This window comes from Streptomyces sp. NPDC002788, assembly GCF_053592115.1.
The window spans coordinates 39,514-60,367 of record NZ_JBSFVB010000030.1 but is presented as its reverse complement, the minus strand read 5'-3'; the positions used below and the strand labels follow the sequence as shown (position 1 = coordinate 60,367).

Annotated in this window: 21 protein-coding genes; 15 read left to right on the top strand and 6 right to left on the bottom strand. The window is 73.6% G+C overall.

Annotated elements, in window-relative coordinates; translation table 11 throughout:
* The first annotated feature begins 5 nt into the window (after positions 1-5).
* Entirely contained in the window at positions 6-449 is a 444-nt protein-coding gene (locus tag ACWD1U_RS35730; RefSeq protein WP_451113529.1) for a DUF742 domain-containing protein, read from the top strand.
* Positions 397-1,011: a GTP-binding protein gene (locus ACWD1U_RS35725; protein ID WP_451113528.1), complete on the top strand. Its 615-nt coding sequence runs from the start codon at positions 397-399 to the stop codon at positions 1,009-1,011. Before ACWD1U_RS35730 ends, ACWD1U_RS35725 begins: the two co-directional genes overlap by 53 nt.
* 123 nt (positions 1,012-1,134) lie before the next feature.
* Here ACWD1U_RS35725 and ACWD1U_RS35720 read toward each other — a convergent pair whose 3' ends face one another.
* Positions 1,135-2,331, bottom strand: coding sequence for a hypothetical protein (locus tag ACWD1U_RS35720; protein WP_451113527.1), 1,197 nt, complete (start codon positions 2,329-2,331; stop codon positions 1,135-1,137).
* A 92-nt stretch (positions 2,332-2,423) separates the two neighbouring features.
* Here ACWD1U_RS35720 and ACWD1U_RS35715 point away from each other — a divergent pair, with 92 nt between their 5' ends.
* The 11 genes from ACWD1U_RS35715 to ACWD1U_RS35665 all read left to right on the top strand — a co-directional run bounded on the left by ACWD1U_RS35715 (position 2,424) and on the right by ACWD1U_RS35665 (position 15,197).
* Positions 2,424-3,401 (top strand): ABC transporter substrate-binding protein, encoded by a 978-nt coding sequence (locus tag ACWD1U_RS35715; protein WP_451113526.1) that lies wholly within the window; start codon positions 2,424-2,426, stop codon positions 3,399-3,401.
* Positions 3,402-3,502: 101 nt separating this feature from the next.
* Positions 3,503-4,663: a FecCD family ABC transporter permease gene (locus ACWD1U_RS35710; protein ID WP_451113525.1), complete on the top strand. Its 1,161-nt coding sequence runs from the start codon at positions 3,503-3,505 to the stop codon at positions 4,661-4,663.
* A complete protein-coding gene (locus ACWD1U_RS35705) occupies positions 4,660-5,667 on the top strand; it encodes a FecCD family ABC transporter permease (RefSeq protein ID WP_451113524.1) in 1,008 nt (335 codons plus the stop codon). The genes ACWD1U_RS35710 and ACWD1U_RS35705 overlap by 4 nt, the downstream gene beginning before the upstream one ends.
* Positions 5,668-5,686: 19 nt before the next feature.
* Complete coding sequence (locus ACWD1U_RS35700; protein ID WP_451113523.1) at positions 5,687-6,508, top strand: ABC transporter ATP-binding protein; 822 nt, start codon at positions 5,687-5,689, stop codon at positions 6,506-6,508.
* Between the two features lie 55 nt (positions 6,509-6,563).
* Complete coding sequence (amiA, locus tag ACWD1U_RS35695; RefSeq protein ID WP_240661371.1) at positions 6,564-6,677, top strand: streptamidine family RiPP; 114 nt, start codon at positions 6,564-6,566, stop codon at positions 6,675-6,677.
* A gap of 91 nt (positions 6,678-6,768) precedes the next feature.
* Complete coding sequence (locus ACWD1U_RS35690) at positions 6,769-7,749, top strand: hypothetical protein (RefSeq protein ID WP_451113522.1); 981 nt, start codon at positions 6,769-6,771, stop codon at positions 7,747-7,749.
* Positions 7,746-9,227 carry a CocE/NonD family hydrolase gene (locus ACWD1U_RS35685; protein WP_451113521.1) on the top strand — a complete coding sequence of 494 codons (1,482 nt, stop codon included), beginning with the start codon at positions 7,746-7,748 and terminating at the stop codon, positions 9,225-9,227. The genes ACWD1U_RS35690 and ACWD1U_RS35685 overlap by 4 nt, the downstream gene beginning before the upstream one ends.
* The gene (locus ACWD1U_RS35680) at positions 9,224-10,603 is read left to right on the top strand and encodes a YcaO-like family protein (protein WP_451113520.1); all 1,380 of its coding nucleotides are present in this window, start codon (positions 9,224-9,226) and stop codon (positions 10,601-10,603) included. Before ACWD1U_RS35685 ends, ACWD1U_RS35680 begins: the two co-directional genes overlap by 4 nt.
* 9 nt (positions 10,604-10,612) lie before the next feature.
* Positions 10,613-11,692, top strand: coding sequence for a SagB/ThcOx family dehydrogenase (locus ACWD1U_RS35675; protein WP_451113519.1), 1,080 nt, complete (start codon positions 10,613-10,615; stop codon positions 11,690-11,692).
* The gene (locus tag ACWD1U_RS35670; protein ID WP_451113518.1) at positions 11,689-13,428 is read left to right on the top strand and encodes an ABC transporter ATP-binding protein/permease; all 1,740 of its coding nucleotides are present in this window, start codon (positions 11,689-11,691) and stop codon (positions 13,426-13,428) included. The genes ACWD1U_RS35675 and ACWD1U_RS35670 overlap by 4 nt, the downstream gene beginning before the upstream one ends.
* Positions 13,425-15,197, top strand: a complete 1,773-nt coding sequence (locus ACWD1U_RS35665; RefSeq protein ID WP_451113517.1) for an ABC transporter ATP-binding protein — start codon at positions 13,425-13,427, stop codon at positions 15,195-15,197. Before ACWD1U_RS35670 ends, ACWD1U_RS35665 begins: the two co-directional genes overlap by 4 nt.
* Before the next feature lie 174 nt (positions 15,198-15,371).
* On the opposite strand, the gene ACWD1U_RS35660 is transcribed toward ACWD1U_RS35665, so the two are convergent.
* The 5 genes from ACWD1U_RS35660 to ACWD1U_RS35640 are packed head-to-tail and all read right to left on the bottom strand — an operon-like array spanning position 15,372 to position 19,428.
* A complete protein-coding gene (locus tag ACWD1U_RS35660; RefSeq protein WP_451113516.1) occupies positions 15,372-16,769 on the bottom strand; it encodes a sensor histidine kinase in 1,398 nt (465 codons plus the stop codon).
* Entirely contained in the window at positions 16,766-17,428 is a 663-nt protein-coding gene (locus tag ACWD1U_RS35655) for a response regulator transcription factor (RefSeq protein ID WP_451113515.1), read from the bottom strand. The genes ACWD1U_RS35660 and ACWD1U_RS35655 overlap by 4 nt, the downstream gene beginning before the upstream one ends.
* Positions 17,382-18,161, bottom strand: coding sequence for a phosphatase PAP2 family protein (locus ACWD1U_RS35650; RefSeq protein WP_451113514.1), 780 nt, complete (start codon positions 18,159-18,161; stop codon positions 17,382-17,384). The genes ACWD1U_RS35655 and ACWD1U_RS35650 overlap by 47 nt, the downstream gene beginning before the upstream one ends.
* Positions 18,158-18,763 (bottom strand): phosphatase PAP2 family protein, encoded by a 606-nt coding sequence (locus ACWD1U_RS35645; protein ID WP_451113513.1) that lies wholly within the window; start codon positions 18,761-18,763, stop codon positions 18,158-18,160. The genes ACWD1U_RS35650 and ACWD1U_RS35645 overlap by 4 nt, the downstream gene beginning before the upstream one ends.
* Positions 18,760-19,428: a DedA family protein gene (locus ACWD1U_RS35640; protein WP_451113512.1), complete on the bottom strand. Its 669-nt coding sequence runs from the start codon at positions 19,426-19,428 to the stop codon at positions 18,760-18,762. Before ACWD1U_RS35640 ends, ACWD1U_RS35645 begins: the two co-directional genes overlap by 4 nt.
* A 116-nt stretch (positions 19,429-19,544) precedes the next feature.
* Between ACWD1U_RS35640 and ACWD1U_RS35635 the strand changes: the two genes are divergently transcribed.
* Positions 19,545-19,916, top strand: coding sequence for a BlaI/MecI/CopY family transcriptional regulator (locus ACWD1U_RS35635; protein WP_451113511.1), 372 nt, complete (start codon positions 19,545-19,547; stop codon positions 19,914-19,916).
* Positions 19,913-20,842, top strand: a complete 930-nt coding sequence (locus tag ACWD1U_RS35630) for a M48 family metalloprotease (RefSeq protein WP_451113510.1) — start codon at positions 19,913-19,915, stop codon at positions 20,840-20,842. Before ACWD1U_RS35635 ends, ACWD1U_RS35630 begins: the two co-directional genes overlap by 4 nt.
* The last annotated feature ends 12 nt before the right edge of the window (positions 20,843-20,854 follow it).

Genomic DNA, 20,854 nt, shown 5'->3' with positions numbered 1-20,854 from the left:
GCGTGATGGCTGTCGGCGGACCACCACACGACGCAGCGGGGCACGCCGGGGACCCGCCGGATCCGGCGGCCGGCCGCGCCCCCGCGATCCGCCCGTTCCTGCTGACCGCAGGCCGGGTGTCGGGGGGCGGCGCGGCATTGCCGATCCCGGTCGAGACCCAGGTCGTGTCGACCTCGGCCGGCCTCTCCGTCCTGCACGCGCTCACCTTCGAACATCACGACATCGTCGCGGCCTGCCGGCGGCCGCAGTCGGTGGCGGAACTGGCCGCCGGGCTGCGACTGCACCTCAACGTGGTCCGGGTGCTGGCCGAGGACCTGCGTGCCGCAGGGCATCTGGCGATCCACCGGCCGAACGCCGGGACCGCCCAGGATCTCTCCGTACTGCGAAGGGTTATCGATGGTCTTCGTGCCGTCCCCGACTCACGGGGGACACTCCGTGACACCAGTTGAACAGCCGCCGACGCCGGTCAAACTGGTCATCGCCGGCGGCTTCGGTGTCGGCAAGACCACGACCGTGGGCTCGATCTCCGAGATACGGCCGCTCACCACGGAGGCCGCGATCACCGAGGTCGCGGCAGGAGTGGACGATCTCACACACACTCCGGGCAAGACCACCACCACGGTCGCCATGGACTTCGGCTGCGTCACCATCGACCCGACGCTCAAGCTGTACCTGTTCGGCACCCCGGGCCAGGACCGGTTCGGCTTCATGTGGGACGACCTGGTGGAGGGCGCCCTCGGCGGTCTGGTGATCGTGGACACCCGCCGACTGGACGACTGCTACGCGGCGGTGGACTACTTCGAACACAAGGACGTCCCCTTCGCGGTCGCCGTCAACGCCTTCGACGGGGAGGTCGAGCACGACCTCGACGAGGTGCGGTGGGCACTGGACATCGCCGAGCACGTTCCGCTGACGGTCTTCGACGCACGGAGGACGGGCTCGGTCCGCGATGCGCTGCTGGTCGTACTGGAAGTCGCCCTGGCCCGGGCCGAAGCTGCCGTGGCGCGCTGAACGTGAACGCGCCCGGTGGAGCGCGCTGCGACGTCGGTGAAGACCGGTTCGGTCATGTGGGGTGGGCAGGTGGACCGGCATGACGCATGAGCGGGCGGACAGTTCGGCCGCATCGTGGTGGGATCACCTCCCTACCGGGTCCCCTTCGGCACCGTCGTCCTGGGTGCGCAGCATCGCGTGGCCGCCGTGGTGCAGTGGTGTGTCCAGCTTTGAGCGGGTCACCTCAGAGGTCGTTCGGGCGTCGAAGACGTGGACTTCGCCGTGGCCGCCTCGGGTGACGGCGACCCAGTCGGCACCTGGCGAAGCGGCCACCGCACGGCGTTGGACGCCCTCCCAGGGGGTGCCTCCTCGACGGGGAGACCCGTCCATGGCGGGGAGGGGGACGCGGCGTACGGTGTCGTCGGCGTCCAGCAGGACGAGTTCGTCGCCGTCCGGGTGGATGCGGGTGAACGCGGTGTGGTCCCTGGCGAGGGCCAGCCGGAAGACCAGCCCCGGGCCGAGGTCGGTCAGGGTCGTCTGTTCCGTTTCCAGATCATGGCGCCACGCCTGGTTCGTCCACTCCGGCCAGCGCAGCGGGTCCGCGGGGCCGCCGCGCAGGGTCGACCACAGTGCCCGTCGCCGGGGGTCGAGCCGCAGGTACCAGCCTCGGGCGGGCGAACCCCACGGGAGCGTCGGCTCCGGCACGAGCGCGTCGCCGTCGCGGCGCGCCCGGTGTACGCCTTCGCCCGTTGCCGCGAAGACCTGGCCGCAGTAAGGGGCTTGGGCGTCACCGTGCCCGTCGTCCGGCAGGGGGAGGTGTGCGTGGGGCGTGACCGGCGGGCAGCCGGGCGGTGAGCCGAGCAGATCGGCGAACCGGTGGACGGCGAGTGCCCCGGGTGCCCGGTGGCGCAGGACGACCAGGGGGTCGCCGTCCCCCATGACCGTCACGCCCGGCTCGCCCACGCGGGTGCGCACCCGCGTGGCGTCTCCCGTGGCCAGGTCGACGACCGTCAGCAGGTCGGACCATGGACTGCCGTTCTTCCCCAGGCCCGTGGTGACGGCCACCCACCGGCCGGACGGGTCGCACGCGAGGTGCTCGGCCGGCCCGGCGACCGGTACGCCGGCCTCGACCAGCTCGGCGCCGAACGGGTCGAGTACCAGCAGCTCGCCCCTGCGGTCGTCCACGCAGGCCGTCCTGCCGCCCGGCAGCGCCAGGAAACCGGCGTGTTCGGAGAGATGGCGGCCGGTGAGGCGGTGTGCCTCCACCCCGTCGGGGATGGTCAGCACGTGGACGGATCCGTCTATGTGGTCGGAGACCAGCAGCAGTGGGTCGGCGTTCATCGAGAACCTCCTTGATGGACCATCTGATGAAAACGATTATCATCGTGTATCTTCGATGCGTTCCGGGATTATGAGAAGAAGCGAGGGCATCGATGCTGGGGTCACCGTCGAGATTCGTCCGCACTTGGATCACCGCGGCGATCGTGGGTTCCGTCCTGGCGGGGTGCGGTGCGTCCACCGAACCCACGCGTGATAAGGACGCGGTGGCCGACGCGAAGACCGACGTCACCGTGGAACCCATCAAGGCGACACGTCAGTTGACCGACGCGAACGGCGTCAAGGTCTCCCTGAAACGGGAACCGGAGCGCATCGTCTGCCTGTTCGCGCTCTGTGACGACATCCTGACCGAGCTGGGCATCGTCCCCACGGCCACGAACAACGCCCTCCTGGCCCAGCCCGAATTCCTCGGGGCGGAGCGGGCGAAGAAGGTCGACGTCATCCCCGGCGGCTTCATCGCGCCCGAGGTGGAGGCGATCCTCTCCCACAAGCCCGACCTCGTGATCGGCCTCGAGGACACCCATGGCAAGCTCGCCCCGTCTCTCAAGGGAGCCACCACGTTCTGGCCCATGCAGCCCGAGGAATGGCAGGACAGCGTCGGTTACCTGCGTGACGTCGCCGCGCTCACCGGACGCACCGCTGAGGGCGAGAAGGCCGAGAAGGCCTTCCGCACCAAGCTCGCCGACGCCGAGCGGGCCAAGAGCGACAAGACCGCGCTCATCATCTACGGCGGCGACGAGAACTTCGGCGTCGCCACCCCGGGGACGGACGTGGCCGCCGGGCTGTTCCCCAAGCTGGCGGACTACCCCTGGAAGTCCCGTGGTGTGGAGGGGAGTTACAGCCTCGAAGAGATCCTCGCGCGGGACGTGGACGTGCTGTTCGTCGAGACGATCAGCTTCGGCGAGACGGACGGCAAGCTGTCGGAGAAGCTGGCGAAGAACCCGCTGTGGGGGAAGATTCCGGCCGTGCGGAACGGGGACGTGCACGAGGTGAACTCCGAGGTGTGGGCCAAGGGGCGGGGCACCCGCTCGCTGGGCATCGTCCTCGACGAGGCCACGGCCGCCCTGCGGTGACCGCACAGACCGCGTCGGAGACCGCGGCCGGCAGCGCGACCTCGCGGGGGCGGCGGTCCTTACGACTCCCGCGTCCCGGCAGGCGGTGGCAACTGCTGTCAGTGACCGTGCTGTTGGTCGCGTCGTCCGCTTGCACGCTGAGCCTGGGCACACCCTACGTCCCCCTGCACCGCCTTCCCGGCGCGCTGCTGGACGGGGACAGCACGCTCGGCGGGGTCGTCGTCGCCGAACTGCGCCTGCCCCGGCTGGCGCTGGCACTGGTCGCCGGGGCCTGCCTGGGCGCGGCAGGGCTCGTGCTGCAGGAGGCGCTGCGCAACCCGCTGGCCGTCCCCGAGATGCTGGGTGTGTCCTCCGGGGCCGCGCTCGGGGTCGCCGCGCCCTTGGTGCTGGCCGTGTCCATCCCCGTCGCCGCCCAGCCCCTGTTGGCCATCGGCGGGGCCGCGCTCGGCGGCGCGCTCACGCTGCTCGCCGCCGGACTGGGACGCAGCCCGTCCGCCGTACTGCTCACCGGGGCCGCGGTCGCCGCCGCCCTGCAGGCCGCGCTGCTCGTGCTCATGGTCATGGCCGACCAACTGGACCTCCAGCTGATCTACCGGTACCTGCTCGGCTCGCTCTCCGCCCGTACCTGGGACGACGTCACCGGGTTGTGGCCCTGGCTGCTCATCGCGGCGCCCGCGCTCGTGTTGTGCGCGCCGGTGCTCTCGCTGCTGCGGTTGGGGGACGAGGACGCCGAGGCGTTGGGCGTCCGCGTGTACCGCGCCCGGTTCGCCGCGCTGGCCATCGCCGTCCTGCTGATCGCACCCGTGACGGCCGTCTGCGGTCCGGTGGCGTGGGTCGGGTTCCTTGCCCCGCATCTGGCCCGGCGACTCAACCCGTCGGCTGACGCGGTGCGGTGGCTGCCCTGGTCGGCTGCGTGGGGCGCAGTCGTGGTGGCCGTCGCAGACGTGCCGGCCCGGCTGGCGCTGGCACCGGTGGAGACCCCTGTCGGAGCCTGGACGTCCCTGTTCGGCGTGCCCGTCGGTGTCGCTCTGCTCCGGTCGGGAAAGCGGAGGCCGGGGGTTCCCCAGCCGTCGGTGGCCTCCGAGGCCGAGCCCTCGGAGCAGCCGGGGACCGGTCCCGAAGCCGCGCATGTCGAGCCACCGGGGACGGAGCTGTCTCCGAAGCCGGGAAGACGCGGCCATGGAGGGATGTCCGAGGGTGACGGGCCCTCCGGCACCCGTCTCACGACCAGTGGGGCTACCGCATCGGAGGAGGCCAAGTGAGCCGGCGATTCGGGACGCTCGCCGTGCTCCTCGCCGTGTGCGCCTGCGGGGAGCTGCTGGCCGGACGCGGCATGTCCCCGGCCCTGGTCTGGGAGGTCCTCGGTGGGGGCGGTGACGCGACGGAGCGGCACATCCTGCTCCAACTCCGCCTTCCCCGCCTGCTGGTGGCCCTCGCTGCGGGGGCGTGCCTCGGCGTGGCGGGCCTGGTCCTGCAGTCCGCCCTGCGCAACCCGCTCGCCGGACCCGAGGTCACGGGCGTGACACCGGGCGCGGTGCTCGGGGCGGTCACCGCGACCGGTCTCGGACTGGCGGGCTGGGAATCGCCCCTCGCGGTCGTCGCCGCCGCGTGTCTGGGCGGCTTCACCGGGGCCGGGTTCCTGTGGCTGCTCGCGGGACGTGGCGGGGGCGATCCCGCGCAGACCGCCGTCTACGGGGTGCTGGTGTCGGCGGTGTTCGGCGGGCTCACCGCCATGGTGCTGCTGGTGGCGCCGGGGGAGCTCGGCAGTGTCGTCCAGTGGCTCGTCGGCACGACGGAGGGCCGGGTGTGGCAGCACTGGCACCTGTTGTGGCCGTGGGCGCTGGCCTGGGGCGCGATGGCGTGGCTGCTGGCGGGACCGCTGACCCTGCTGCGCTGCGGCGACGACATCGCCGGTGCGGCCGGGCTCTCCGCTGCGCGTGCCCGGACCCTCGCCCTGTTGTGCGCCGTGGCACTGACGGCGGGCGCGGTGGCTGCCGTCGGGGCGCTCGGTTTCGTCGGGCTGCTCGTGCCGCACCTCGCGTTCGCCCTGTTCGGCGCGGACCTGCGGCTGACGTTGCCTGGTGCCGCCCTCGTGGGTGCGGCCGTAGTGTGCGGGGCGGACGCGGCGGCCCAACTGTCCTCGCGGCTGCTGGCCGTCGTACTGGACAGCGGACGGTTCACGCTGCCGGTCGGGGCGCTCACCACCTGTCTCGGAGCCGTGCTGCTGCTGGTCGTCGTACGCCGGGCGCCCGACCGAACGTTCTGATGTCGACGAAGGACAGAACATGACCGAACCCCTGGGTATCCGCGCCGAGGGAGTCCGCTTCGGCTACCCCGGCCGCCCCGTGCTGCGCGGCGTCGACGTGTCCGTCGAACCGGGCGAGCTGACCGCCCTCATCGGCCTCAACGGCTGCGGGAAGTCAACCCTGTTGCGGCTGGCCGCCGGCCTGCTGCGGCCGGACGAGGGGCGCGTCCTGCTCGGGGGCGACGACCTCGCCGGGCTGTCTCGGCGTGCCACCGCCCGGCGGGTCGCGCTGCTGCACCAGTCTGCCCCGGCTGTCCCCGGCATGACCGTCCGGCACCTCGTCAGGCAAGGGCGGTACGCGGCACGCGGTCCTCTCGGCATGCTGCGCGAAGGCGACGACCCGGTCGTACGGCGTGCGCTGCGCGACGTCGGCGTGGAGCGGTGGGCCGACCGGGACGTGGACGCGCTGTCGGGGGGCGAGCGGCAGCGGGTCCGGCTCGCGATGGCGCTCGCGCAGGACACCCGCGTCCTGCTGCTCGACGAGCCGACCACCTATCTGGACCTGCATCACCAGCTCGATGTGCTGAGGACCGTGGTGCGACTGCGCGAGGAGCGCGGCCTCACCGTCGTGATGGTGCTGCACGACCTGGCCCACGCGGCCCGGTTCGCCGAACGGATCGTCGCCCTGCGGGACGGCCGCGTGGTGGCCGACGGGACCCCGAAGGAGGTCGTCACCCCCGGGTTGCTCGCGGATGTGCTCAACGTGGCGGGACGGGTCGGCAGGGACCCCGAGGGCGGCTGGCCGGTGTGTTATCCAGATCACCCTCTCCCAGGGGTGGAATATGAAAATCATATTCAGTAAGTTGTCATGCAGCGCTCAAAGAGCGCGGTACCTCCCCTGCGATGAAGGAGAGTTCATGGACAACGAGCAGGTCTTCGCGCCGATCGCCGACCCGGGCCAGCTGGCTCACGACTCGGCCTCCCACTCCAACGCGCTCGTCGAGAACCCCTTCGACGACACCGAGGAGTAAACGCGGGTCGAGCAGTTCGACCGTGGGCCCGCCCGTCACCGTGCGGGCGGGCCCACGCCCACTCAGGCCCCCTTCCCACAGGAGAACCGACGTGTCCCGCAGCCAGCTCGCATCCGGTGTCGAGATCGTCGCCGTACCCGGGCGGGGGCTCGCCGTCCGCACGGCCGACGGAGAGTTCCTCAGCGTACGGACGGGCGACGCGGACGACGCTGCTCTGCTCTCCCTGCTGTCCGGCCGGTCCACCGGCGAGCCGGACGCCGAACTCGACCGACTCCTCCGGGCCTTCGACGGCGCCGGATACATGGCGGACGCTCCGCGGCACGCCGAATGGCCCGACGAGCGCCGGGACATCCTGTTGCTGGGCGCCCCCGTGGTGACCGAGCCGCTGGCCGCGCTCCTGCGCGCCTCGGGTGCGAAGCCGCGGTCGGCGCAACCCGACGACCTGGCAGGCGTGACTCCCGTGGCGTCGGGCGGCTCGGCGGGTGTGGCTCTGGCCGCGGGCCCCGCCGACGCGGCGCTTGCGACGTCCGGCCGCGGGGCGGGCGCGACTCCTCCTGCACACGACGACGTGGGCAGCGCGCACCAGGCCGCACCCGGCGCCCCGGCCGACGCGGTGCCCGCCGCCGTCGTGTGGTGTCTCGACGGCCCCGTCCCCCAAGGGTTGTGGGACGCCGCCGACCGGCTGCCCGGGCGCGGCATCGCCTGGCTGCGCTGTCATCGTGAGGGCTGGCAGGTCTGCGTCGAACCCCTCGCGGCCGCTCCCGGGGACGTCACCGCGGCCCACGTCCGTGCCCGCAGACTGGCCGCCACGCCGGCGCATCGCGAGCTGTCCGCCTACTGGAGCGGACCTCGAACGTCCGGCGCGCCCGTGCGGCTCACCGCGCCCGCGGCGGGGTTGCTCGCCGCTCTGCTCGCCGACGACCTCACCCGGTGGGCCACCGATGCCCCCCACCCCGGTGGGCTGCCCGCGCGGCGCCGGCTCCGGCGCGTCGATCTGCGCACGCTGACGGTCACCGAGCATCCCGTCCTGCCCGTCCCCGACGTCGCCCCGATGCCGGTGGAGGCCGGATGACGTCGTTCACCGAGGCCGTCGAGGGTCTCGCGACCGACGGCCGGCTCCCGGACGGCGAGGGGCCCTTCCCGGCCGTCCTCATCCGTACGCCCTACGACCGACGCCGCCACCACGCCGAACTCCGGGGGTGGGCCGGGCGCGGGTTCGCCGCACTGGTGCAGGACGTGCGCGGTCGGCACGCGTCGCCGGGGGAGTGGCACCCGTACGAGAACGAGGCCGCCGACGGTGCGCGGGCGGCCCGCTGGATCCGTCGGCAGCCCTGGAGCGACGGGAGCGTCGTGGCGGTCGGGGCCTCCTATGCCGCTCACTGCGCCGTCGTCCTCGCGCTCGACGCGCCCGAGGACGCCCGCCCCGACGCCGTCATCGCCGCTGTGCCCGCGCTGGGCGTCGCCGAGACGGCTCGCGAACCCTCGGGCGCGGAACGGCTGTCCGCCCGCGCGGGTTGGTGGGCCGCGCACGGCGACCGGCGCGACTCCGACGAGGGCGCCCTGGCGGACGTTCTCGCCGAAGACCCCGGCCTGCTGGCCCACCTGCCGCTGATCGACCTCCCTGTCCGGCTCGGCCGAAGCCTGCCTTCCTGGCCGGGCCTGTGGCGGCACCGCGAGCGGGGCCTGCTCGCTGCACGGGCCGAACGCGCCGGGATGCCACTGCTCGCGGTGGGCGGTCACCACGACCACTTCACCGAGGACACCGTCGCGCTGTGGCGCCGCTGGGGCGGGCCCTCGGCGCGCCTGCTGCTGGGGCCCTGGGGGCACGGTCTCGTCGCCGCGCCCGGCACCGATGCCCGGCCCGCGCACCGGGTGGGCCTCGGCGAGCTCTACGCGCGCTGGGCCCGGCTCGCCCTCACCGGAGGCCTCGCGTCCGGACGCCGAGGCGCGGTCGGGCTGGGCGGCAGCCCCCTGTGGGTGCCCGTCGGGACGCACGGGGAGCCGCGCCCTCAGAAGATACGGCTGCTGCACGGGGCTTCCTTCACGGCCGACCCCGAACGGCCCGTCTCCAGCAAGGAGTTGGCCCTCCCCACGGAGGGCACGCCCGACCGCTGCCTGTTCGCCACCCCGCCACTGCCACGCCCCATGGACGTCATCGGCACCGCGGAAGTCCGGGTGCGTGCGACCGCCGACACCCGGTCAGCGGACTGGGCGGCACGGCTCGTCGCGATCACCTCCGACGGGGTGGCCGAGCGGCTCGCCGTCGGAATCGTCCGACGCGCGGATCCGCCGGGGAGGGCCGCCGAGTTCACCGTGGGGCTCGGCCCGCTCGCACGGCGGCTGCCCGCGGGCACCCGGCTCCGCCTGGAGATCGCCGGACACCACTTCCCCGCCCACGCCCGCAACCCCCACACCGGCGACGACCCGGTCACGGCCACCCGGCTCCTCGCCTCCCGGCGCGAGGTCGACCCCCGGCACGTGGCACTCCACCTGCCCGTGCTCCGCTCCCGTCCCACCCCCACCGATCCCGTACAGGAGATCCTGCGATGACGGCGCTGCCACTGGAAGCCCTGCTCGACCCCGTGTGCGGCATCGTCCGCAAGGTCAAGCCCGTCGAGCACCCTCCGGGCACCCCACCCCGCTACACCGCGCTCACCGCCGAGATCGCCGATGCCCGCAAGCTCGGCCTGTGGCCGGCCGACCGGGTGTCGCTCGGCACCACCTTCGGCGACCCAGAGGGCGCCCGGATCGCCGCGATAGCCGAGGGAATCGAGCGCTACTGCGGCAACCGCGTGCCTCCGCCCGGCCACCCGGACGCCCCGCTGCGCGCCACCGCCGCCGAGTTGGTGGGCAAGGGCCTGCGGCTGTACGGTCCGGGCGAGCTGCCCGCCTACGCCGACTGGCAGTACGCCCGCGAGAAGTTCCCCTACCGCCCGCTCACCGCCGACACCCCGTCCCTGTGGACGCGCGGCGAGGAACGGCTGCCCGACGGGGAGAGAGCCGAGGTCTGGGCACCCGTCGCTCTCACCCACCTCAACTGGCGCCAGGGCGAGCTGCGTTCGCTGCCCCGCACCCACCACCTCAACTACGCGGGCATCGCCACCGGACAAGGGCTCGACGACGCCGTCGAGCGCGGCCTGCTGGAGATCGTCGAACGCGACGCCCTGGAACTGTGGTGGCACCTCGACGGCCCGACCCGCGGCATCGACCCGGCGAGTGTGCCCGGCCTCGCCGACGACCTCGCCGGGTCCGGGCTCGACGTGCACCTCGCCGAGATGCCCTCGGAGTTCGCCCCCTGCATGGCGGCACTCGTCCACGACCCACGGCTCGGCCTCCACGCCGCCGGTTTCGCCTGCAAGTACGACCCGGCCGAGGCCGCCCGCAAGGCCGTACTGGAGGCGGTCCACACCTGGGTCTTCACACAGGGCCTCGCAGATCCCGACGGCTGGGTGTTCCAGGCCGTCGAGGCAGGTCTGCTCGCCCGCGGGCTCTACCTCGACCACCGCGAGGACCGCCGCTACCTGGACGCGTGCGGCGAGGACTTCGCGCGTGTACGGGACTTGGGCGCACACGTGCAGGTCTGGCTGGACGAGCGGATGGCGCCCGAGGCCCGCCGGTTCACCGAGCCGGCGCACGGCACCGTACCCGTCGACGCCGTCGAGCCAGGCAGCCGGGACCGGCTGGAGCGCGCACTCCACGACGGCGGTCACCGCGTCATGACGTTCGACCTCACCACCGAGGACGTGGCCGAAACGCCGTTGCGCGTCGCCCGGGTCCTGGTCTCCGGCCTCATCCCCAACGCACCGGCGGCCTTCGGGTACTTCGGCGCCCCGCGCCTCGCCGACGCCGCCGTCGCCCGTGGCTGGCGCACCACCGCGCCGAGCGCGCCGGAAGACTTCACTCTGGCTCCTCCGCCCCACATGTGAGGACCACCCGTGGATCTCGTCACCGCCCTCGCCCGGGCCCGTACCCCGGAGAAGCCGGGCCCGGACACGCCTGCCGGGCCCGCCGTCCGCCCGTGGCCCGAACCGGCGTTTCCCCTGCCGGACGCAGGCCCCGGTGAGCTCGATCTGGGCGTGCTGCTCCGCCTCTCCCTGGCGGCCTCGGACGGCGCCGGACGGCTGCGGCCCGCCCCGTCCGCGGGTGCGCTGCACCCGGTGGACGCCCGGCTCGTCGTGGGCGCCGACTGCCCCCTGCCGTCGGGACGCTACGGCTACGACCCGCTGGGCCACCGCGTGCACCGCCTCGGCCCGGAACCGGACGGCACACCGCCCGGGGTCACCGTCGAACTGTCCGTCACCGCACAGCGCACGATCTCGCACTACGGCCACCGTGCCTGGCCGCTGCTCCTGTTGGACACCGGGCACGCCGCCGCGGCGCTGTGGCTCGCGGCGCGCTCCCTGGGTGTCCGGCCGACAGCCCTCGACCTCGACGGGCTCGCCGAAGACCCCCTCGCCGCACTGCACTTCGCCCCGCCCGAGACCGCACACCGAGCCGCGGACGCACCCACCCCCCGCGACCTGCTGACTCGCCGCAGCGCCCCGCCACCGTTGCGGGGCACCCCTCCCCAGGCGGCCCTGCGGGCGGTGCTCGCCGCCGCGGCGGCGAACGCCGGTGAACTCGGGTGGTGCGCGGCCGTCGGCGAACCACAGCCCCAACTCGTCGAGTCGGCACCCGACGGCACACTGCGGCGTCTCGCCGCGGGTGAGGCCCGGCCGACGCTCGCCGCCTGGGCCGCGGGCCAGCCGTGGATCGCGGAAACGGGCGCCGTCCTGCTCGGCTACGGCTGCCCGACAAACGCCGGAGCCCCGCAGATCCGCCGGGCCCATCTGCGCGCCGGTTTCGCCGTCCACATGGCTCACATGACCGCCGGCCGACACGGCCTGGCCGGCCGCCCCGTCGGCGCCTGGCAGCAGGCCGACCTCGGTGCCGCGCTCGGCGCCGCACCGGGCAGGGACTGGATCGTCCACGGCCTGGCCCTCGGCACCACCCACTCCGAAGAGGAAACCTCGTGATCGTCCACCCCGAGCTGCGCCGCGCCGCACGGCACGCACAGCGCTCCCTGCTCGCGGCCACCGCCCTGCAGGGGGCCGTCACCCTCGCCCACCTCGCGCAGGCCGTGTTGCTCGCCGTCGCCCTCGCCGACGTGGCCCGGGGCGAGACGGACCGGCTCCCGCTGCTCCTCGGGGGTGTGCTCGGCGTCGTCGCCGCCCGAGCGGGGCTCGGCCAGTGGCAGCGGCGCACCGCCACCCGCGCCGGTGCGCGGGTCAGGGTGCGTCTGAGGGACGAACTCCTCGCCCACCTCGGACGGCTCGGGCCCGCGCACCTGACCTCCGCGCGCGCCGGAGCGGTGCGCACCACCCTCGTCGACGGGGTGGAGGGCGTCGACGCCTATGTCTCCCGCTACCTACCGCAGCTCCTCATCACCCTCACCGTGCCGCCCCTGCTGCTCGCCGCCCTGGCCGCCGTCGAACCGGTCGCCCTCCTCGGCCTCGTGCCGGCTCTGCTGTTCGGCCTGTTCGGCCCACGCGCCTGGGACCGGCTCCTCGCCAAGCGGGGCAAGGAACACTGGGACACCTACGAGCAACTGGGCGCCGACTACCTCGAAGCGCTGCAGGGCATGGCCGCGCTGCGGGCGGCGGGCGCCGTCGGGCGCACCCGTGAGCGGCTGGAAGAACGCTCGGCGGCACTGCACCGGGCCACCGTCGCCAAGCTCCGCGTGTCACTGGTCGACACCGGACTCACCGACCTGGCCATCCAGGGCGGCACAGTGGCCGCGGCGCTGCTCGCCAGTTGGTCGGCCGTCACCGGGACCACCACACCCACTGGCACTTACCTGACGCTGCTGCTGGCCTCCGAGTGCTTCAGGCCCGTACGCGACCTGTCCCGCGAATGGCACGCCGGGTACCTGGGAGTATCGGCCGCGGACGGGCTCGTGGCGCTGCGCACCGCCGGCCCCGCTGTCCCCGACACGGCGACGGAGCGAGCCCACTGGCCGGATCCGCCCCGAGTACGTTTCGAGCGGGTGGACTTCAGCTACGACGGCGCCGCGGCGCCCGCCCTCCGCGATGTCACCTTCACCGCCGAGGCAGGGCGCATCACCGCCATCGTCGGCCCTTCCGGCGCCGGCAAGTCCACGCTGCTCGCCCTGCTCCTGCGCCACCGCCAGCCGCAGCAAGGCCGGATCACCGTCAACGGCCGCGACGTCTGCGAGTACGCACTCGACTCGCTGCGGCAGGGCATAGCCGTCGTCTCACAGGAGACCTACCTCTTCCACGCCACCATCGCCGACAATCTGCGCCTGGCCCGGCCGACGGCCACGGACGACGAACTTCTCCGCGCGGCACGGGCCGCCGGTATCCACGACGAGATCACAGCCCTCCCCGACGGCTACGCCACCGTGCTCGGCGAACGGGGCGCCACCCTGTCCGGCGGACAACGCCAGCGCCTCGCCCTCGCCCGCGCCCTGCTGGCCGACGCCCGGGTGCTCGTCCTCGACGAGGCCACGAGCGCGGTCGACGAACGCCGGGAGGCCCACATCGTCCGCGAACTGCTGGACGCGGCGGGCGGCCGGACCGTCCTGCTGGTCGCCCACCGGCTCGCCGCGGTCCGGCACGCCGACCGCATCGTGGTGCTCGACGGCGGACGCGTGGACGCCATAGGCGGTCACGACGACCTCATCGCCGCCGGAGGCGTCTACGCCCAGCTCGTCGAAGCGGGCCGCACCTACGAAGGAGGGCTCGCCGCATGAGCAGCGCCATCGACGCCGACGTGACGCCGGGCGGTACCGCCGACGCGCCCGTGCCCCCGCGGGGCTCGCTGCGGGCCCTGTTGCCCTCCCTCGTCCGGCACCGGGTCATGATGGCCCGCACCTGTGCTGCCGCACTCGTCGAACAGGGCTCTCTGGTGGCGCTGCTCACGCTGGCCGCGCACAGCGTCGGAACCGCCGTCATCGAGAACCGCGCCCCCTCGGCCGGCACGGTCACCACGCTGGTGGCCCTCGTCCTCCTACGGGCCCTGACGACCTGGCGCGAGATGGACCTCTCGCACGACCTGGCCTACCGGGTGCTGGCCGAGCTGCGCGTGCGGGTCTTCGACGGGCTCGCCCGCAGCGCCCCCGCCCGCGTGGCCGGCCGGCGCAGCGGGGACCTGGCCGCCACCGCGATGGCCGACGTGGAGGCACTGGAGTTCTTCTACGCCCACACCACCGCCCAACTCCTGGCCTCCGGCGTGGTGTTCACCGGCGGAGTCACTGTGCTGGCCACCGTCGAGCCGTGGCTGCCGGCGGCGGTGCTGCCAGTCGCCGCGCTGCTCGCCGTGGCTCCCTTCGCCGACGCGCGCGGACGCGCCACGCGCGGTGCCCGAACCAAGGCGGCGACGGCGAGGCTTTCGGCCGACACCGTGGAGACCGTCGACGGGCTGCGCGAACTGCTCGCCTTCGGAGGGCTGGCCGAGCGCCGCCGCCGTCTCGCCGAGCAGGGCCGACGGGTCGGTGAGACGCAGCGGGCCGAGGCCACCTGGGAGGCCGCGGCCGCCGCCGTCCGCGATCTGCTCATCGTGCTCGCGGTGCTCGGCGTGGTGGCCGCGACCGCGCAGTCCGTGACCTCCGGCCGGCTGCACGGCGCGTGGGCCCCGGCGGCCATGGCGCTGGCGTTGTCGGTGCTCGGGCCGGTCGCCGAGTCGGCCAGGGCCCTGAGCCAGGCCGTCAGTCTGCGCGCCGCTGCCGCCCGCGTCGACGCGGCGGTGAAAGCTCCGTCTCTCGCCCCGCAGCCCGCCTCACCCCGACCGCTCCCACCGGGCCCGCTGGGCGTCCGGCTGCACAAGGTGAGCTTCGACTACGGGGGCCGGCCTGTGCTGGACGCGGTCGAGCTGACGGTTCCCGCGGGGCAGACTCTCGCCCTGATCGGCGTCTCGGGGGCCGGCAAGTCGACCTGCGCCCAGCTGCTGGCGCGGTTCTGGGACCCCTCCGAGGGAGCTGTCCACCTGCTGCCCCGCGACGGCGACCCCGTCGACATCCGCGACGTGGCCGACGCCGAACTGCGCCGTGCCGTCGCCGTGGTGGGCCAGGACACCCCCCTCTTCCACGGCACCCTCGCCGAGAACCTGCGCCTCGCCGCACCGGACGCGGACGACGACCTCCTGGCCGAAACCGCCCGGTTGTGCGGCGTCGACGGGATCGCCCCCGTGGACTTCCTCGTCGGGGAGCGCGGCTCCACCCTCTCCGGTGGCCAGCGCGCCCGTATCGCCCTCGCCCGCGCCCTGCTGGCCGAGCCCAGGGTCCTCGTGCTGGACGAGACCACCGCCCACCTCGACAACGGCGGCGACGCCCGAATCGCCGCCGCGCTCGCCCAGGGCAACCGCACGACCATCGTCATCGCACACCGCCCCGCGACCATCCGTCGCGCGGACCGTATCGCCGTGCTGGAATCCGGCCGCATCGTGGAGGAGGGCACCTGGGCCGACCTGACCGCCCGCCCCGGCGGCGCGCTCAACCGCGTGCTGACCCTCACGCCACCCTGAAACTCCGTGCCGGCGTGCGGACCTTCCTTTGACGTGTTTGCCGGGGGCTGACGGTGCGAGGCGGGCTCTGGGACGGCGCTGGGTTCGTCGCCCGGCTGTGTGGCTTCATGACGCCATGCCGTGATGCCGTGATGCCGCACGGAGCGGGCACGGCCTGCCGGCCAGGCGGTCCCGTCACCCGGGAGGCAGGCTGACCACGAACCGTGCTCCCGGCGCGTGCCCGGGGTCGTACGTCACCTCGCCGCCGGCGGAGCGGGCCAGGCGACGCGCCAGCGGCAGTCCCAGCCCCGCTCCGCCGTGTCCGTCGCCGGGATCCGCCCGTCGGCCGGGCTGGAAGAGCTGCTCGGCGAACCGAGGTGGTACGCCGGGCCCGTCGTCGATGACGTCGATGCGTACGCCCCCGGGCGCGCGATACGCGCGGACGGTGACGCTCGAGTCGGCGTAGCGACAGGCGTTGGTGAGGAGCGGGCTGACGATGCGTTCGAGGAGGGCGGATGGGACACCGGCGGCCAGCTGGGGGTCGTTGCCGGTGATCGTCAAGTGGCTTGGCAGTTCGAGGAGTTCGACGAGGTGACGCAGCGTGGGCAGGACCTCGGCGGTGCCGGGAGCGGTGAGCGTGCCGTCGCGGGCGTCGTCCAGGAGGGTGTCGCAGATGCCGTGCATGGACTCGGCGGCATCCGCGATGACCTTGTGGACGGCCCGGGTCTGGGCGGGCGAGCGAGGGCGGGACTGCCACCAGTCGAGTTCGGCGATGATCCGGCTCAGTGGCGTACGCAGTTCGTGCGACAGTTCCCCGGTGAGCCGCCGCTCGTGGCGCAGGACGGTGCGGATGCGGTCCAGCAGCGCGTCCAGTGACGTACCGAGGCGGGCGAGTTCGGCCGGGCGCCGCGTGCTGCTGAATCTTTCTTCGGAGGCGACGGCGCTCCACTGGGTGGCCTGGTCGGTCATCGTGCGCACGGGGCGCAACGCACGGCCCACCGCCAGCCGCGTCAGGGCGTAGGTGCAGCCGAGCATGACGGCGTCCAGAGCGAGCGATCCCAGGAGCAGGGTGCCGGCCGAACTCCGGTACGGGGAGAGGTCCAGCGCGGTGACCACGGTGGCCTCGCTCTTGTCTCCGGATACGGGCTGGGCGCACAGCCGCAGGGGGTCCCGGGCGTCGGCGGTGACGCAACGTGGCCCGCCCCGCCGGGCGAGTGCGTCGGCGACGCGGGTCAGTGGGCCGGCGGTCGGCGGCTCTTCCAGCAGGCGTCGGCCGGCGTAGATCCACACGTTGGCGTCGAGGAGGTTGTCGTGGGGGGTTTCCAGGACGTGGACGGTCGTGCCGCTGGTGTCGACGGTCGTCGCGACGGCGGCGGCGCGGGTGCGCAGCTCGTCGTCTGCCTGGTGCTGAAGGCGTTGCTGGGCCACGGCGTTGAAGGCGACGGTGAGGATCACCATCAGGAGGGCGGCTGTGGCCAGCGCCACCAGGGACAGTCGACCGCGCAGCGTGCTGGGAGTCAGCCGGTGCGCAAGCGCGGTCAGGACGGTCCCTCCGCGGCGGCGGGGGTGCGGCCGGTGGCGGACTGTGCTCATGACAGATGGTGGCCGATGCCTCGGGCCGTGCCGATCGTGTGGTCGCTGCCCGCGTCCCGCAGTTTGCGGCGCAGCCGGGTCAGGTACTGGTCGAGGGTGTTGTCGCTGACCTGGGCGCCCTCGGGCCAGCCCGCTCGGAGCAACTCGCGGCGGCGCACGATGCCGCCGGATGCCGCCATGAGCGCGGCCATGAGACGGAACTCGGTCGGTGTGAGCGCGATTCGGGTGCCATGAACACTGATCCCGTGCCGGACGGGGTCCAGTACCAGGTCCCTCGCTGTGGTCGCGGGTCGTGGTTCGGTCCTTTTGACCGCTGCCCGCAGGCGGGCCGCGAGTTCGCTGAGGTGGAACGGCTTGGACAGGTAGTCGTCGCCCCCGGCGGAGAAGCCGGACAGCCGGTCGGCGAGTCGGTGATGGGCCGTGAGGAAGATGACGGGGGAGAGGAATCCGTTCGCGCGCATCGCCTGGCACACGTCTCGCCCGTCGGCGTCGGGCAGTCCGACGTCGAGCACGGCGGCGGCCATGTCGTCGGCGGCCAGCCGCAGGGCGGTGGCACCGTCCGGCGCGGGCACCGTGTCGAAGTCGTCGTCGCGCAGTCCGCGCACCAGCACGTCACGCAGGGCGTGATCGTCCTCGACGACCAGGATCTTGGGGTGCATGGTCCTCCTTCGGCTCTCGTGCCGTGTCCGTTCGGCCGCCTGATGTGTCCCTCGGCCCGGTCGCCTCCCGTGCCGTGTCCGTCGTACCGGGGGTCCAGCTCTCGGGCAGCCGGCAAGCCACGGCCCACAGGCACACCCCCAGCCAGCCGACGGCGAACAGCCAGCCGGCGACGACGTCGGTGAACCAGTGCACTCCGAGGTACACGCGGGTCAGCCCGACCAGCGCGCCCCAACCGCCGATGACCAGGGTGAGCGGGGTCCTGCCGCGCGGACCGCGCACGCGGACGGCGATGACGAGCAGTCCGGCGGTGAGGCCGGCCGTGGTGGCGTGACCGGACGGGAACGCCCACCCCGATGCGTGAGCTGCCCAGTCAGCGTCCGGCGGCCGGGGCCGGGCGACGAGCGTCATCACCCCGTACCGCAGGGCCTGGCCTGCCCCGAGGCCGGCCAGACAGAGCGCGACGGCCGTCATCCGCTGCCGCGGGGTACGCCCCGCGGTGATTCCGGCCACCACGGCCAGCAGGTACGGGACGGCACCCGTCCCGGTGGCGGTCAGCCCGCGGGCGAACGCCACCGCCACGTCCGGCCGGTGGCCGACGGACCAGGACAGAAGGCCGCTGTCCGCGAACAGCGGCATGCCGTCGCCCACGACGACCATGCTCAGCACACCGAACGCCGCCCACGCGCCGAGGCCGACACTCCCGGCCAGCTCGGCCACGTCGCCACGCTTCATGACGGCACCAGCAGCTGACGCAACCGCGTGGCCGTGATGTGCCGGACGAGGGCCTGCGGACGTCGCCGCAGTGCGACCATCGCGCTGAGCGCGACCACGGCTCCCACCGCGACTCCCGCCACCACGTCGTGGGGGTAGTGCGCGCCGACCCAGACTCGTGAGGCCGCCATCGCGCAGGCGGTCACCGCGGCGACCGCGCCGAGCCGGCGGGAGACGAACAGCAGGGCGACGGCCGCCGCGGCGGCGATGGCGGCGTGGTTGCTGGGGAAGGACCAGTCTCCGGGCGCGGGGCACGCCTCCAGCGGGGTCACGTGCAGGCTCTGACAGGGCCGGTCCTCGCGCACCAGCAGCTTCAGCCCTGTGTTGACCGCATAGGCCAGGACCACGACGAACGGCACGGCGAGCGCCGTCACGGATGCCGTGGCGCCCACCCTCCGGGCACGCCACCAGCCGACGGCCATGAGCACGGCGAACAGCCCGAGCCCGTACGTCGACCAGGCCGACACCGCGTGGTCCAACCATGAAGGGGAGCGCCGGGCCAGGTTCACCACGTCGATGTAGGCGGAGCCGTCGATCGACGAACCGTCGAAGGCGAGGATCATGCGCGGGCCTCCTTCACCTTCGCGTCCCGGCGCGAGCGGTACGCCTCGCAGGCGAGCGGAACCAGCGACAGGGCCACGATCACCGCGACCATCGGCAGCAGGTAGCGGTCCACGTTCGGGACGGAGGAGCCCAGCGCGTATCCCGCCAGCGTGAGCCCCGTGCTCCACACGAGCCCGCCCGACACCTGCCAGACGGTGAACGTCCGCACAGGCACCCGCAGCGCGCCCGCCATCGGATTCAGCACCGTACGCACCACCGGGACGAAGCGGGCCAGTACGATCGCCTTCGCGCATCCGTAGCGCTGCAGCAGTTCCTCCGCCCGTCTCGCCCCTTCGTGCAGGCGGGGCGAGCGGCTGCGGGCGAGCAGGGCGCCGCCCGCTTTCCGGCCGAGGAGATATCCGCACTGCGAGCCCGCCAGAGCCCCCACCGCCGCGGCGACCAGCAGTGGGGCGAGCGACAGTTTCAGGGCGCGGTCGGCGGTGCCGGTGCACAGCAGGCCGGCCGTGAACAGCAGCGAGTCGCCCGGGAGGAAGAAGCCGATCAGCAGGCCCGTCTCGGCGAACAGCACCACACCCACGCCCAGCACGCCGAAAGCAGACAGCAGCGAACGGGCATCCAGCACATTGACGGCGAGCTGCAAGGATAGGGGCGTGGGTGGGGTCATTGCCGAGGGCTCCTTCATCCGGTCCGTCGGATGCGGCGCAGCGGCACCCGACGAGTGACTACAATGTTGTAGACGGTCTACTGGACTGTAGACGATAGCGGGGCGAGGAAGGTTCCATGACCAACGCGAAGGACGAAAGGCGTCCGGCGGGCGAGCTGGAAGCCGCCGTCATGGCCGCCCTGTGGGCCGCCGGGGTCCCGCTGACCGCGGCCCGGGTGCAGACCGAACTCGGCTCGGGGCTGGCCCGGACGACGGTGACGACGATCCTGACCCGGCTGCACGAGAAAGGCGCGGTCGGCCGTGAACGGCAGGGGCGGGGCTACGTCTACTTTCCCGTGCAGGACGCTCCCGGCCTGACCGCCCGGCGCATGCACACCGAACTCGACCGGGACGCCGACCGGGAGACGGTCCTGGCGCGCTTCGTCGCCCAGCTCGGACCCGACGACGAGCAGCTCCTGCGCCAGCTGCTGGACGGTGACGAGCAATGACCTTTCTGCTGCTGATACCGCTGATCCTGCCCTTCCTCGCGCCGGTACTGGCCCGACGTACCCTCGATCACCTGGCCCCGGTCACGGCGTTGTGGGTCCTCACCGCCTCGGTTCTGGCGCTGGCCGGTTCCTGCGTCGCCGCCCTCGGCGCCCTGGTCCTGATCGGACTGCTCAAAGTCCCTGCCTTCGCCGCGCTCGGTGAGCTCGTCCATCCCCTGCGCACGCCCTCGGACTTCCTCGTCCTGCCCTCGGCCGCGGCGGCCACCGGAGTGCTCACGCTCAGCGCCTGGACGCTGGCGCGCTCGGCGCTCCGGCAGGTCCGTGTCTTTCGCGTCGCCCGGACGCAGGCCGACCGTCGCCCCGCCGCCGGCGACCTCTGCGTCATCGACTCGCCCCACCCCGATGCGTACGCCCTGCCAGGACGCCCCCACCGCATCGTCGTCACCACCGCGATGCTGCGCAGCCTCGGCCCCGCCGAACGCGAAGCCCTCTTCGCCCACGAACGCGCCCACAACCGGGCCGGCCACCATTTCTTCCTGGCCGTCGCCGAACTCGCCGCCCACTGCCACCCCGCCCTGCGCACCACACGCGCCACCATCCGGCTCGCCGCCGAGCGGGCTGCCGACGAGGCCGCCGCCACCACCCTCGGCGACCGGCGCCTGATCGCCACCGCCATCGCCCGCGCCGCCCTCGCCGGCCAAGCCTCCCGATCCACCCGCCCGGACTTCGCACCCGCGGCCACGACCGGTCCCGTTCCGCAACGCGTCGCCGCCCTCCTCACGCCCTCCGAGCGGCGCTCGCGCGCCACGCGCTGTATCGCCCTTCTCCTGGCGGCCTGCGCGGTTCTGTCGGTCTCCGCCGGGGCGGCCGGCGTGCTCGCCTTCCACCACGACGTCGAGGTTGCCCAGGGAGAGGAGAGCCGCTGATTGAAGGCAGGC

What these genes read in the sequence shown, in the direction of transcription:
- ACWD1U_RS35665 (WP_451113517.1), top strand. Translation starts at nt 13,425, where the DNA reads ATGAGCAGCGCCATCGACGCCGACGTGACGCCGGGCGGTACCGCCGAC.
- ACWD1U_RS35635 (WP_451113511.1), top strand. Translation starts at nt 19,545, where the DNA reads ATGACCAACGCGAAGGACGAAAGGCGTCCGGCGGGCGAGCTGGAAGCC.
- ACWD1U_RS35730 (WP_451113529.1), top strand. Translation starts at nt 6, where the DNA reads ATGGCTGTCGGCGGACCACCACACGACGCAGCGGGGCACGCCGGGGAC.
- ACWD1U_RS35685 (WP_451113521.1), top strand. Translation starts at nt 7,746, where the DNA reads ATGACGTCGTTCACCGAGGCCGTCGAGGGTCTCGCGACCGACGGCCGG.
- ACWD1U_RS35650 (WP_451113514.1), bottom strand. Translation starts at nt 18,161, where the DNA reads ATGAAGCGTGGCGACGTGGCCGAGCTGGCCGGGAGTGTCGGCCTCGGC.
- ACWD1U_RS35700 (WP_451113523.1), top strand. Translation starts at nt 5,687, where the DNA reads ATGACCGAACCCCTGGGTATCCGCGCCGAGGGAGTCCGCTTCGGCTAC.
- ACWD1U_RS35660 (WP_451113516.1), bottom strand. Translation starts at nt 16,769, where the DNA reads ATGAGCACAGTCCGCCACCGGCCGCACCCCCGCCGCCGCGGAGGGACC.
- amiA (WP_240661371.1), top strand. Translation starts at nt 6,564, where the DNA reads ATGGACAACGAGCAGGTCTTCGCGCCGATCGCCGACCCGGGCCAGCTG.
- ACWD1U_RS35720 (WP_451113527.1), bottom strand. Translation starts at nt 2,331, where the DNA reads ATGAACGCCGACCCACTGCTGCTGGTCTCCGACCACATAGACGGATCC.
- ACWD1U_RS35655 (WP_451113515.1), bottom strand. Translation starts at nt 17,428, where the DNA reads ATGCACCCCAAGATCCTGGTCGTCGAGGACGATCACGCCCTGCGTGAC.
- ACWD1U_RS35645 (WP_451113513.1), bottom strand. Translation starts at nt 18,763, where the DNA reads ATGATCCTCGCCTTCGACGGTTCGTCGATCGACGGCTCCGCCTACATC.
- ACWD1U_RS35715 (WP_451113526.1), top strand. Translation starts at nt 2,424, where the DNA reads ATGCTGGGGTCACCGTCGAGATTCGTCCGCACTTGGATCACCGCGGCG.
- ACWD1U_RS35640 (WP_451113512.1), bottom strand. Translation starts at nt 19,428, where the DNA reads ATGACCCCACCCACGCCCCTATCCTTGCAGCTCGCCGTCAATGTGCTG.
- ACWD1U_RS35680 (WP_451113520.1), top strand. Translation starts at nt 9,224, where the DNA reads ATGACGGCGCTGCCACTGGAAGCCCTGCTCGACCCCGTGTGCGGCATC.
- ACWD1U_RS35725 (WP_451113528.1), top strand. Translation starts at nt 397, where the DNA reads ATGGTCTTCGTGCCGTCCCCGACTCACGGGGGACACTCCGTGACACCA.
- ACWD1U_RS35630 (WP_451113510.1), top strand. Translation starts at nt 19,913, where the DNA reads ATGACCTTTCTGCTGCTGATACCGCTGATCCTGCCCTTCCTCGCGCCG.